The organism is Bradyrhizobium sp. 23AC (assembly GCF_054863025.1).
This window is the reverse complement of record NZ_JAVAYN010000014.1, coordinates 43,872-56,043: the sequence shown is the minus strand read 5'-3', so window position 1 is coordinate 56,043 and position 12,172 is coordinate 43,872. Positions and strand designations below refer to the sequence as shown.

The window sequence follows — 12,172 nt, the reverse complement described above, 5'->3', positions numbered from 1 at the left end:
TGTCACCCCAATCCCTTCAGCCATGCGCCGATCTCGCTGACGGCAACATTGGCCTGCTGCAACAGCTTGCCCATCGTGAAGAAGCCATGGAATTGGCCGGGATAATGCTTGGTCGTGACTAATACGCCGGCCTGCTTGAGGCGCTCGGCATATTCGTCGCCTTCGTCGCGCAGCGGATCGGCGCCGGCGGTCAGCACATAGGCCGGCGGCAGGCCGGCCAGATCTTGCGCACGCGCCGGTGAAGCGCGCCAGTCGTGGATGTCGGCCGCGCCGTTGAGGTAGTGGTCGCGAAACCAGCGGATCACCGAATGCGTCAGCAGCACGCTGGTCTCGGGCTCGCTGTGGGAGCCGTGCGTCATGGCGAAATCGGTGGCCGGATAGATCAGCACCTGGCCCGCGATCGCGGGACCGCCAGCCTCACGTGCGGCGAGCGCCACGACCGCGGCAAGATTGCCGCCGGCGCTGTCGCCGCCGATCGACAGGCGCGAGGCGTCGATGCCGAGCTCGCGCGCGTTCGCGGCGATCCATTGGGTCGCGGCGATGGCATCCTCAATGGCCGCGGGAAATTTGTGCTCGGGCGCGAGGCGGTAGTCGACCGAGATCACGATCAGCGCGCCGGCGTCGGCCAACTGGCGGCAGACGACGTCGTGGGAGTCGAGATCGCCGATCACCCAGCCGCCGCCATGGAAGAACACCAGCGCGGGCGACAGGGCGTCGTGCCGGCGCGGCTCCTTGGGCACGTAGAGGCGCGCGGGGATCACCCCGTGCGGCGCAGGGATCGATAGCGGCGTGGCGCGCGCGAGCTCCGGCGGCTCGGGGTTGGTGGCAAAGCGGGCCTGCGAATAATAGGCGCGCGCTTCCGGCGCTGTCAGCGTCTCGTAGGCGGGGCGGCCGGCCTCCTGGAAAGCCTTGTAGACGGCGGTGGCATCGGGATCGAGCACAACGGGCATGGAAGGGCGCACCTCTGGGGTTTCCGGTTATCGTTGGATGTCATTTTCGGGGCGATGTCCGCCTCGCGCCCCTGGGAGGGGCTTTCGACTATCCCACCCGTCAGCCGCCCTGGCCAGCGGGCGGCGGGCAGGGCAGGGATGCCGCCCTTCCCCCGCCGTATTCCCCGTGTTAACCGGAGGGCCTGCGAGCGGCGGTATCCCCTGTAGAATGTCCAACAAGCCCGATTCGCTGTTGAAGCCGCGCGAGATGTTTCGAACCATTACCCTGACAGGTCTTGCGGCGCTTTTGGCCGCCACCGCACTGACGGTTGCGACGCCGGCTCAGGCGCAGATCGGCACGATCTTTTCCGATCCGCCTCCGCTGCGGCCCCCCGGCAACATTCCGCGTGGCCAGCCCCAGCCGCAGCAGATCCCCGATGACGACGAAGAGGTGCCGGAGCTGCCGCCGCAGGGCCGCGTGCTGCCGTCGCGCCCCATGCCTCCGCCGCCGGGCCGGCAGGGCAATGTGATGCCGGGGCCGGTTGAGACCCAGCCTCTGGCGCCGCCGCCCGGCTCCACCGTCGCCCCGCCAAACCAGCCGCCGCCTGTGGCGGTCGCGCCGCCGGGCGCCGGCCAGCCGGGTGCGCCGGGTCGCCAGCCGCAGCAGAAGGGCGGGCCGGGTGGTGCCGTGCCGCAGACCCCGGCAAGCCTGCAGCCGGGCGACGAGGTTGTCACCGAGCCGCCGGCCCAGAAGATCGTGAACAAGAAGGCGACGTTCTCGGGGCTCGACAAGATCACCGGGCGCATCATCAATTTCGACGAGGAGATCGGCGAGACCGTCCAGTTCGGCGCGCTCAGGGTCAAGACCGACGCCTGCTACACGCGGCCGGCGACCGAGGCCACCAACACCGACGCCTTCGTCGAGGTCGACGAGATCACCTTGCAGGGCGAGGTGAAGCGGATCTTCTCGGGCTGGATGTACGCGGCAAGTCCGGGCCTGCACGGCGTCGAGCACCCGATCTACGACATCTGGCTCACCGACTGCAAAGAGCCGCAGCAGACCATTGCGACCGCAGCGCCGGATCCCGCGACCAAGCCCGCACCTCCGCCGCCGCCCGCGCAGAAGAAGGCCGCGCCGAAGCAGGTGCAGCAGCGTCCGCCGCAGCCTGCGCCGATCCAGCAGCAGCAACCGGCGCCACCGCCGCCTCCGCCGCCCGAGCAGCGGCCGGGTCTGTTCGGTATTCCGGGGTTTGGCCGCTAGGCCAAATCCCCCGGGGTTCGGCCGCTAGGCCTGGCTAGATTATTGCCGCGCGGCGATGATCTCGAGCGCGCGTGCGCCCGGGATCGCCTCACCCGCAGAGAGCTTCAGGAAATCGCCGGGCTCGCCCGCGAGCGCCTTGTCGAGCAGCGCGGTGTAGCGCCGCCGCGAGATCTCGGCCGCGCCAAAGCTCTTCAGATGTTCGGTGACATATTGGGTGTCGAGCAGCTCGAAGCCGCCATGGATGAGCCGCGCGACGAGATGCACCAGAGCGACCTTCGAGGCATCGCGCGCGGTGTGGAACATGCTCTCGCCGAAGAAGGCCCGTCCGAGGCTGACGCCGTACAGCCCGCCGACGAGGTCCTCGCCCTGCCAGGCCTCGACGCTGTGGCAATGGCCGAGCTCGTACAGGCCGCCATAGAGGTCACGGATGCGCTTGTTGATCCAGGTGTCCTCGCGTCCGGCCTGCGGCGCGGCGCAGCCGGCGATCGTCGCCTTGAACGCGGTGTTGACGGTTACGCGAAACACATCCGAGCGCACGGTGCGCGCGAGCCGCGAGGCGACACGAAATCCATCGAGGGGGATGACGCCGCGCAGCTCCGGCTCGACCCAGAACAGGGTCGGATCTTCGGCGCTCTCGGCCATCGGAAAGATGCCGCAGGCATAGGCGCGCAGCAGCACGGCCGGTGTGATTTCAGATGGGGCGGAGTCGCGCGAAGTCATGGTTCGCAATCATAGCAGGATCGCGACGCGGTTGCGATGGGGGTGCGCAGCAGGGCAGCGAGATCAGCTCGCGGCGGCGGTGCTGGTCCTGCCGGGGGCTGCGGGCATGCGAGCGAATTTCAGCACGATCCGGGTTCCGGAATGGGCGGGATCGCGCTCGACCGTGGCGTCGAGCTTGGAGGCCATGGCCGCGACGATGCGCTGGCCCATGCCGGTGGAGCGCGGATCGGCCTTGACGTTGTCGCCGACGCCGTCGTCGGTGATCGACAGCAGGACATCGTCGCCCTGCGCGTGCAGCTCGACATGGATCGGGCCGGCGCCGTCGGGATAGGCGTATTTCACCGCGTTCATCACCAGCTCGTTGACGATGATGCCGACAGCGACCGCGCGGTCGGGATCGATCTCGATCGGCTCGGCCTTCAGCGTCAGGCGCGACATCCGGTTGCCTTCGGCCGAGCGGCGGAGATCCTCGAGCAGCGAGTCCAGATACTGGTTCAGGACCACGCTCTTCAGATCCTGCGAGGTGTAGAGGCGGCGGTGCACCTGCGCGACCGCGGCGACGCGGCCCATCGCATTGGTCAGTGCCGCCTTGACCTCGTCCTGCGCGGCGGAGCTTGCCTGGAGGTGCAGCAGCGAGGCGATGATCTGGAGCGAGTTGCCGACGCGGTGGTTGACCTCGCGCAGCAGCAGCTCGCGTTCGGCGGCAAGGGCGGCGTAGCGGTCGCGCGAGGCATGGATCTCGGCCTCGGCTTCCTCGCGCGCCTTCTGCAATTCGGCCTGGCGCAGCGCGCCCTCGGTCGCGACGTGGAGCAGGGGGATGAAATCGCCCGTGACGTCCTTGACGAGATAATCGGCCGCGCCGGCCTTCAGCGCGGTGACGGCGATGCTGGAATCCTGCGAGGCCGTGACGAACACCACCGGCGGCGCCCCCGGGATCGCCATGATCTGCTCCAGCGTCTCGAGCCCGTCGAGGCCGGGCATGTACTGGTCGAGCGCCACCACGTCGATGCCGCCCTCGACCGCGGCGCGGCGGATGCGCTCCAGGCCTTCCTCGCCGCTCGCGGCATGGACGACCCTGTAGCCGCGCCGCGTCAGGCCGCGATCGACCAGGCGCGCCAGCGCACTGTCGTCGTCGATGTAGAGCAGTGTTGGCGTGCGCTGGTTCATGGGGCGGCGGGAGGGACCTGGATGACCGAGAAGAACAGGCCAAGCTGCCGGATGGCATTGGCGAAATTCTCGTAGTTGACGGGCTTGGTGATGTAGACGTTGCAGCCGAGCTCGTAGCAACGCTTGATTTCCTGGGAATCGTCGGTGGTGGTCAGCACCACCACAGGCGAAGCCTTCAGATATTTGTTTTCCTTGATCTGCCTCAGGATGTCGATCCCGGTCATGTCGGGCAGGTTGAGGTCGAGCAGGATCAGCAGCGCGTTGCCCTTCTGCACGAGCCCGCTGCCGTCGGCGCCGAACAAATGCTGCATCGCGTCCGTGCCGTTGGGGAACGAGACGATCTCGTTGTTGACTCCCGAGCGGCGGATGTTGCGCTCGATCAGGCGGGCGTGCCCCTCGTCGTCCTCGATCATGATGATGGTGACAGGCTGGGTCATCGATCTCAGTTCCGGTTGCTCACATTCCAGGCGATCGGCAGCGTGATCGTGAAGGTGCTGCCCGCGTCCAGTTCCGATGATACCGACATGGTGCCGCCGAGGCGACGCACAAGTGCACGCACATGCGCAAGACCAATGCCCTGGCCGGGCTTGTCCTGGGTTCCCGCACGGCGGAACAGGTCGAATATCCGCTGATGATCCTTCGGATCGATGCCGCGGCCATTGTCGCTGATCTCGAAGATAGCGTAGCCGAGCTTGGTCCGCCCGCGAATTCTGATCTCGCCGGGCACCCCGCGCTTCAGGTACTTGATCGCATTGTCGATCAGATTGGAGAAGATCTGCTCGAGTGCGAGCCGGTCGCTGACGATGTCAGGCAGAGGCTCGAGGTGGATCTGGGCCTGCGCCTCGGCGGCCTGGTGCGCCAGCGTCGACACGATGGCCTCGATCAGCTCGCTGGTGTCGATCTTCACCGGCTGGAATTCGCGTCGGCCCTCGCGGGTGAGGTTGAGGATGGCCGAAATCAACCGGTCCATCTTGGCGATCGACGTCTTGATGAAGCCGAGCGCTTCGGAAAAATCCTCCGAGAGCTGCTTGTCGGCGCCTTCGAGCACGATCTCGCCGGGCGCGCTAGGCGCCAGCGGCGGCCCGCCGGCGGGGACTTGGGTGAGGCTGCCGAGGCGGCGGAAGACATCGCCGCTGAGCTCTTCGAGCTCGCTGGTGAAGCCCATGATGTTGACCAGCGGCGAGCGCAGATCGTGGCTGACGATATAGGCAAAGCGCTGGATCTCTGCGTTGGCTTCGCGCAGGTCCGCGGTGCGCTCGTCGACGACGGACTCCAGATTGACGTTGGCATCGCGCATGCGCGCTTCGGCCTCGTCACGGGCGCGGGCCGAGCGCCGCACCAGCCACGTCGAGATCAGGGCCAGCAGCACGACGAGGCCGGAGCCGATGCCGGTCATCGATGCAGCCAGGGTCTGACTCCGGTCGGAGTTTGCCGTTCGGACCCGGAACAGCAGCTCCTCCTCGCGGATCATCGCGTTGGCCAAGTTGGTGATCGTCGTCGTGGTGTTGCCGGCCGCGGCCTCGCGGATCAGCGCCGTGGCCCTGTCCGGTTGGCCCTCCTTCACGAACTTCATCTCGCGCGAAAACTGGTCGAGCCGGGTCGCAATCGCCGCACTCAGCTTCTCGATGCTGTCGCGTTGCGCCGGATTGTCGCCGATCTGGCGCGTGAGCTTATCGAGTGCCGGAATGATCGCTGCGACGGCCTTCTCGTGGTCCGACTGGAAATCCGGTCCCTGTGTCAGGAGAAAGCCACGGGCGCTGCTCTCGGCGCGGCGGATTTCGAGCAGCAGGGCGTTGATCTGGCTCTCCGCCTCGATGGTGTGAACCACCCATTTGCTGTCGTCCCGCGCCTTGTTGACGAGGTAGACCGAACCGGCGCTGATCACAGTCAGAATCAGAAGGCCCGCCGCGATCAGCAGGATCTGCCAAAATGCGCGCCGTCGATGGGCCTCGGCCGTCACGACGGCCTCGCTCTGTCACGTTCAGCGGAAGTCAAAACGCCCCCTTGGAACTGTCCCCGCGTCGAGAACGCGATGGGGCCCAAAGGGTTCCACGACGAAAGTGGATTTATCGCGGAGCGGGTTCCGTCTTGCCGGCCAGGTACTGTTCCAGCCAATGGATGTGATAATCGCCGTTGATGATGTCGTCTTCACGCACCAGCGCGCGGAACAGCGGCAGCGTGGTCTCGATGCCTTCCACGACCATCTCGTCCAGCGCCCGCCGCAGCCGCATCAGGCATTCGGCGCGGGTCTTGCCGTGCACGATCAGCTTGCCGACGAGGGAATCGTAATAGGGCGGGATCGTGTAGCCCTGGTAGACCGCGGAATCGATCCGGACGCCGAGTCCGCCGGGCGGATGGTATTGCAGTATGCGGCCGGGCGAGGGCCGGAAGGTCTGGGGGTTCTCGGCGTTGATGCGGCACTCGATCGCATGGCCGATGACCTGAACCTCTTCCTGCCTTGCCGGCAAATCGCCGCCGGCGGCGATGCGGATCTGCTCCAGCACGAGGTCGATGTCGGTGATGCTCTCGGTGACGGGATGCTCGACCTGGATGCGGGTGTTCATCTCGATGAAGTAGAACTCGCCGTCCTCGAACAGGAACTCGATGGTGCCGACGCCGAGATATTTCATCTCGCGCATCGCCTTGGCGCAGGTCTCGCCGATCTTGGCGCGCGCGGCGGCGGCAAGGACAGGCGAGGGGCCCTCTTCCCAGACCTTCTGGTGGCGGCGTTGCAACGAGCAGTCACGCTCGCCGAGATGGATCGCGCCGCCGCGGCCGTCGCCGAGAATCTGGATCTCGATGTGACGCGGCTTCTGGAGGTATTTTTCCAGATAGACCGAGGCATCGCCGAAGGCGGATTTGGCCTCGTTGGCCGCCGTCGACAGCGCCACCTGCAGGTCGGCCTCGCTCTGCGCGACCTTCATGCCGCGGCCACCGCCGCCGGCCGCCGCCTTCACCAGTACCGGAAAGCCGATCTTTCTGGCGATCGCCAGCGCGTCGTCATCGGGACCGACCGCACCGTCCGAGCCGGGCACCACGGGGATGCCGAGCTTCTTGGCGGTCTTCTTCGCCTCGATCTTGTCGCCCATCAGGCGGATGTGCTCAGCCTTGGGACCGATGAAATGCAGATTGTGCTCGGCGAGGATCTCCGCAAAGCGGGCATTCTCGGACAGGAAGCCGTAACCGGGATGCACGGCATCGGCGCCGGTGATCTCGCAGGCCGCGAGCAGCGCGGGCACGTTGAGATAGCTGTCCTTGGATGCCGGCGGTCCGATGCAGACGCTCTCGTCCGACAGGCGCACATGCATGGCATCGGCGTCGGCGGTGGAGTGCACGGCGACGGTCGCGATGCCGAGCTCCTTGCAGGCCCTGAGGATGCGAAGGGCGATCTCGCCGCGATTGGCTATGAGGATCTTGTCGAACATGGTGCCTCAGGGGGCAAACAGGAAGGTGCGAATGGCGAGTGGCGAATAGCGAGTAGAGAACGGTGACACCCTTCGCTATTCGCTACTCCCCATTCGCCTACTCAATGATCACCAGCGGCTCGCCGTACTCGACCGGCTGGCCGTCCTCGACCAGGATCTGCGTCACCGTGCCGGCGCGCGGCGAGGGGATCTGGTTCATGGTCTTCATGGCTTCGATGATCAGCAGCGTCTGTCCGACCGAGACCTTGCTGCCGACCTCGATGAATGGCTTGGCGCCGGGCTCCGGTGCCCAATAGGCGGTGCCGACCATCGGGGAGCTGACGGCGCCAGGATGCTTCGACAGGTCGGGACCGGTGGCGGCAGGCGCGGCGGAGGCGACCGGCAGGGCGGCGGGAGCGGCTGCCATCTGCATCGGCATGGTCGCAGCAACGCTGACGTTGCGGGCGACGCGCAGGCGCAGGCCCGCACGTTCGATCTCGATCTCGGTGAGGCTGGTCTCATCGAGCAGCAAAGCGAGCTCGCGGACGAGCGCGGAATCCTCGCTGGAAAACTTTGCGGCTGCTTTGTCGTCTGGCTGGCGCGCCATGTTCTTTGATCCGAATGTTCTGTTTGATGAGGGGGCTTCAGGCTTTGGGCTTGATGGCAAGCTTGGCGGCAAGGCCTTGGATGGCGAGGCGGTAGCCCTCGATGCCGAAACCGCAGAGCGAGGCGAAAGCCGCGCGTGCGGTGTAGGAGTGGTGACGAAAGCTCTCGCGGGCGTGGATGTTGGTCACATGCACCTCGACCGTCGGGATCTGCACCGCGAGCAGCGCGTCGTGCAGCGCGATCGAGGTGTGCGAATAGCCGCCTGCATTGACGATGATGCCCTTCATCTTGCGCGCATGCGCCTCGTGGATGAAGTCGATCAACTCGCCCTCGCGGTTGGACTGCCGGCAATCGGCCTTGAGGCCGAACGTTGCCGCGGTCTCCCGGCACAGGGCCTCGACGTCGGCCAGCGTGGCGTGGCCGTACTTCTCGGGCTCGCGCGTTCCCAACATGTTGAGGTTCGGCCCGTTCAGGACGAGGATCGTATCGGTTGCAGGTTCTGCCATTCCAATCCCGGGAAGAGGTGCTCGGCGTGGCGGGGTTATAGGTAACAAAGCGGCCTAGGGGAAGCCTTGAAGGGCCTCCCAGGGGCCTTCAGGTACCTCATCCCCGGTGCAAAAACCTGTGCGGAAGCTACGGAAATTGCTTGTTAACCAGTTCTAATCGTGGCTGCCGGAGGGAGGCTCGCAGGGGAGGGCGACGCATAGGCCAAAGGCCCCTGCCGATCTCTCGGCAAGGGCCCATTTGGGCTTCAGCGAAGCAGCTTAGCCTTCGATGATGTAGACGATCTCGCGCGTCTGCGGACGGACGATTACGTACTGACCGCGGACAAAGATCACCTCATAGCCACGCCACTCCGGGTAGATCTCCACGATCCGGGGCGGAAGCGGATGGACTCGGACGGAGGCCGGGATCGCGGTGCCGACCGAGATGTTGAAGTTGACGTTCGTCGTCTCTTCGATCTTGGTCGACTTGATCGCCGTCGAGATTTCGGTCCGCTTTTCGGCCGGCGGCGCGGAAGCCGTCGCGGAGGCGGTGCCGGTCGTGGTCTGGGACTTGTCGGTCGTAGCCGCATTGTTGGTCTTGGCGGCGCCGCCGGCCTTGTTGTCCTCGGCCTTCATGTCCTTGGCAGACTTGGCGGGGTCAGACTTCGTCGAATCCGAGCTCATGCTCTTCGACTTGTCTTGCTGGGACTTGTCCTGCGCGCGTTCGTCAGTGCGCTGACCCTTGGTGGCGCCGGCCTTGTCCTCGGCCGCGTTCTTGTTCATCGCGCCGCCCGGGGAGCGCTCGTCCTTCATCGCGCCGGATTTGTCTTCGGAAGCCCGATCGGACTTCATGGTGCCAGCGCCACCGGCCTGGCCGACGGTGCCCTTGTCATGGCTCATGGAGTCGCGGCCGGTCGCGCCCCGCTCGGCAGCGCCGCCGGAAGGCTGCGAATGCTGCATCTGCTGCGAGCCAGCGCCGCTGTCACGGCCCTTGTCTTGTGCGTTCGCCAGACCGGCGCCCGCGACCAGGGCGACTGCGGCGACAGAAATCATAAAGCGGTTCAACATCGAATTCTCCTCACGTGTTTCTTTGCGTCATTGCCCGCGCCGACAACGAAAGGAGATTTGAGTTGTTCCGGAACTTCGCCTGTTCCGCGGCATTTGTTTGTTGAATGCCAGATGAATGACTTTGCACGAAGTCGCCAACGTTCGGCGCAAGAAAAAGGCCGGCTTGTCAGCCGGCCTTTTCGGGTTTTCAGGATCGTAAACGTATGATCAGCAGGTCGCCTTGCCGCAGCGGGCAATGCCGATCTTTTCCTTGAGGCCTTCGACGCCGACGGCGCCGATCACGATCTGCTTGCCGATGACATAGCTCGGCGTGCCGTTCATGCCCATCGCTTCGGCGAGCTTGAAGTTCTCCTCGATGGTGGCGCGCACCTCGGGGCTGGCGATGTCCTTCTCGATCTTTGCGGTGTCGAGGCCCGCTTCCTTGGCGGCTTGAAGCGCACGCGCCTTGTCGGCCGCGCCGCGGCCGCCGAGCAGCTTCTGGTGGAAGTCGAGATATTTCTTGCCGGAGGGATCCTGCATGCGCACGGCGACCGCGACCTGCGCAGCCTCCACCGAGCCCTGGCTCAGCACCGGAAATTCCTTCAGCACCACCTTCAGCTTCGGATCGGCCTTCATGATGGTGAGCATGTCGTCCATCGCGCGCTTGCAGTAGCCGCAATTGTAATCGAAGAACTCGACGAAGGTGACGTCGCCGTCCTTGTTGCCGAGCACGACCTGGCGCGGCGAGTTGAAGATCGCGTCCGCATTCTGCGCGATGCTGGCCTCGTGCTTCTGCGTCTCGGCCGCGGCCTGCCGCTTGCTGAGCTCGGCCATGGCCTCCTCGAGCACCTCGGGATGGCTGATGAGATAGTTCTTGATGATCTTCTCGATGTCGGTGCGCTGGGTGTCGGAGAAACTGTCGGCCGACGCGGGCACGGCTGCGCCGAACAGGGCGAGCGCAAACAACGCGGGAGCAAGCAGGCGCAGCGAAGGCATAGGTGAATCCTCTTATCCAAAGCAGGTTTCGGAATACGTCCCGGCGGACTTAAGCTCGGTGTCGTGACGTCGTGGTATCGGGCGTCGTTCGAGTTGCGTCAGTTGCGCGGCGGCTTCGCCGCCACGATGTCGTCGGCCTTGACCCATCCGGGCGTGCCGACGGCGAAACGGGTTTTCGCGCGCGTGGCGAGCTCGCGGGCGGTCTTGTTGTCGCCGCGCAGGTAAGCGGCTTGCGCCGAGGCGAGATCCGCTTCGGCATAGTCGCCCTTCCGGCCATAGGCCATCGCGAGCTGGGTATAACCGAGCACCGCCTCGGGTTCTCGCGCCACCGCGGCGCGGAGAATCCGAACGGCGTCGTCGGTGTAGGCCTTATTATCGGTTCCAACCAGAGCCTGCCCAAGTAACATCTCGATGAGGGGCGCGTTGTTGGAAAGCTGTGCGGCCTTGCGCAGCGGAGCGACTGCCTCGGCCGGCTTGCCGCTCTCCAACAGGGCCTGGCCGCGCACCTCGTAAAAGTACGGATTGTTGGGCTGGACCTGGATCAGCGCGTCGATCTGGGCGAGCGCGCTACGGAGATCGCCGTGCAGATAGGTGCTGATGGCGCGGGCATAGCGCGCCGGCATGCTGTCGTTGGTCTGGGGATAGCGGCGGTACACCGTCTCCGGCCGCTCCATGAACGCGGAGATCTTGGCGCGCACCATGTCGTGGCGGAGCTGCAGTGCGGGATCGTCCTTCTTGTTCCAGTAGGGGCTGGAGCTGGCGAATTCCTGAAGCGCGGCGACGCGCTCGGCCGGCATTGGATGCGACTGGAGATAGGGATCGGCGCCGCGCGCGGCGAACAGGCTCTCACCGGTGAAGCGCTTGAAGGTCTCGTACATGCCCTTCGGCGATTGCTGGGTCGCGGTCAGGAATTTCACGCCGGCGCGGTCGGCGTTCTCCTCCTGCTGGCGCTGGTAGGACAGCAGCGTCCGGCGGATTACCTCCTGGGGAGCTGAGATCGCGGCGGCGCCGGCATTGGCGAGCCCGTTGTTGCCTGCGCTGCTGCGCTGGGTGCTACCCGCGGCGATCGCGCCAGCGCCGAGCAGCATGGCGATGATCATCTGGGTCTGGGCGGCGGCGAGCTGCTCGCGCAGCTTTGACAGATGGCCGCCCGCCAGATGCCCGGTCTCGTGTGCGAGCACGCCGATGATCTGGTTCGGCGTCTCCGACTGCAGCATCGCGCCGTAATTGACGAAGATGCGGCGGCCGTCCGCGACGAACGCGTTGAACGAGCCGTCGTTGAGGATCACCATCTGGATGTTCTGCTTCTCCAGACCGGCGACGCGCAGGATCGGGCGCGTATATTCGCGCAGCAGCTGCTCGGTCTCGGTGTCGCGCAGGACCGGTGGCCCCTTCTGCTGCGCCCGCGCCGCCGGGAGTGGCAGCAGCGCGATCGCCGCAGCCGTGACGAGGGCGGTGAGGGCGGAGGCCTTCTTGCGCAATGCGATCTGGAGAAACATCAAACGGTCTGGAGAGCAGTTTCGTGATTGGTTTTGGCGATTGGCGGCGGACCGGATA

At 65.8% G+C, this 12,172-nt stretch carries 12 protein-coding genes; 1 reads left to right on the top strand and 11 read right to left on the bottom strand.

Annotated elements, in window-relative coordinates:
* Nucleotides 1-2 precede the first annotated feature (2 nt).
* Nucleotides 3-950, bottom strand: coding sequence for an alpha/beta hydrolase (locus tag RAD10_RS27440; protein ID WP_461619944.1), 948 nt, complete (start codon nucleotides 948-950; stop codon nucleotides 3-5).
* A 208-nt stretch (nucleotides 951-1,158) separates the two neighbouring features.
* Between RAD10_RS27440 and RAD10_RS27435 the strand changes: the two genes are divergently transcribed.
* Nucleotides 1,159-2,190, top strand: a complete 1,032-nt coding sequence (locus RAD10_RS27435; protein WP_461619943.1) for a DUF2155 domain-containing protein — start codon at nucleotides 1,159-1,161, stop codon at nucleotides 2,188-2,190.
* 39 nt (nucleotides 2,191-2,229) lie between these two features.
* Here the strand turns inward: RAD10_RS27435 and aat are convergent, their stop codons facing one another.
* From aat to RAD10_RS27385, 10 genes are all read right to left on the bottom strand, one after another.
* Nucleotides 2,230-2,910 carry a leucyl/phenylalanyl-tRNA--protein transferase gene (aat, locus tag RAD10_RS27430; RefSeq protein WP_028144855.1) on the bottom strand — a complete coding sequence of 227 codons (681 nt, stop codon included), beginning with the start codon at nucleotides 2,908-2,910 and terminating at the stop codon, nucleotides 2,230-2,232.
* A gap of 63 nt (nucleotides 2,911-2,973) precedes the next feature.
* Nucleotides 2,974-4,077 carry a sensor histidine kinase gene (locus RAD10_RS27425; protein WP_038970183.1) on the bottom strand — a complete coding sequence of 368 codons (1,104 nt, stop codon included), beginning with the start codon at nucleotides 4,075-4,077 and terminating at the stop codon, nucleotides 2,974-2,976.
* Complete coding sequence (locus RAD10_RS27420) at nucleotides 4,074-4,514, bottom strand: response regulator (protein ID WP_018323001.1); 441 nt, start codon at nucleotides 4,512-4,514, stop codon at nucleotides 4,074-4,076. Before RAD10_RS27420 ends, RAD10_RS27425 begins: the two co-directional genes overlap by 4 nt.
* A gap of 5 nt (nucleotides 4,515-4,519) precedes the next feature.
* Nucleotides 4,520-6,037 carry a sensor histidine kinase gene (locus tag RAD10_RS27415; protein WP_461619942.1) on the bottom strand — a complete coding sequence of 506 codons (1,518 nt, stop codon included), beginning with the start codon at nucleotides 6,035-6,037 and terminating at the stop codon, nucleotides 4,520-4,522.
* 106 nt (nucleotides 6,038-6,143) lie between these two features.
* Complete coding sequence (gene accC, locus RAD10_RS27410; RefSeq protein WP_461619941.1) at nucleotides 6,144-7,502, bottom strand: acetyl-CoA carboxylase biotin carboxylase subunit; 1,359 nt, start codon at nucleotides 7,500-7,502, stop codon at nucleotides 6,144-6,146.
* A gap of 97 nt (nucleotides 7,503-7,599) precedes the next feature.
* Nucleotides 7,600-8,088 carry an acetyl-CoA carboxylase biotin carboxyl carrier protein gene (gene accB, locus RAD10_RS27405; RefSeq protein ID WP_461619940.1) on the bottom strand — a complete coding sequence of 163 codons (489 nt, stop codon included), beginning with the start codon at nucleotides 8,086-8,088 and terminating at the stop codon, nucleotides 7,600-7,602.
* A gap of 37 nt (nucleotides 8,089-8,125) precedes the next feature.
* Nucleotides 8,126-8,593: a type II 3-dehydroquinate dehydratase gene (aroQ, locus tag RAD10_RS27400; RefSeq protein WP_092262044.1), complete on the bottom strand. Its 468-nt coding sequence runs from the start codon at nucleotides 8,591-8,593 to the stop codon at nucleotides 8,126-8,128.
* A 258-nt stretch (nucleotides 8,594-8,851) separates the two neighbouring features.
* Complete coding sequence (locus tag RAD10_RS27395; RefSeq protein ID WP_461619939.1) at nucleotides 8,852-9,640, bottom strand: DUF1236 domain-containing protein; 789 nt, start codon at nucleotides 9,638-9,640, stop codon at nucleotides 8,852-8,854.
* Nucleotides 9,641-9,847: 207 nt separating this feature from the next.
* Nucleotides 9,848-10,615 (bottom strand): DsbA family protein, encoded by a 768-nt coding sequence (locus RAD10_RS27390; protein ID WP_461619938.1) that lies wholly within the window; start codon nucleotides 10,613-10,615, stop codon nucleotides 9,848-9,850.
* A 98-nt stretch (nucleotides 10,616-10,713) separates the two neighbouring features.
* Nucleotides 10,714-12,114: a M48 family metalloprotease gene (locus tag RAD10_RS27385; RefSeq protein ID WP_461619937.1), complete on the bottom strand. Its 1,401-nt coding sequence runs from the start codon at nucleotides 12,112-12,114 to the stop codon at nucleotides 10,714-10,716.
* Nucleotides 12,115-12,172: the final 58 nt, after the last annotated feature.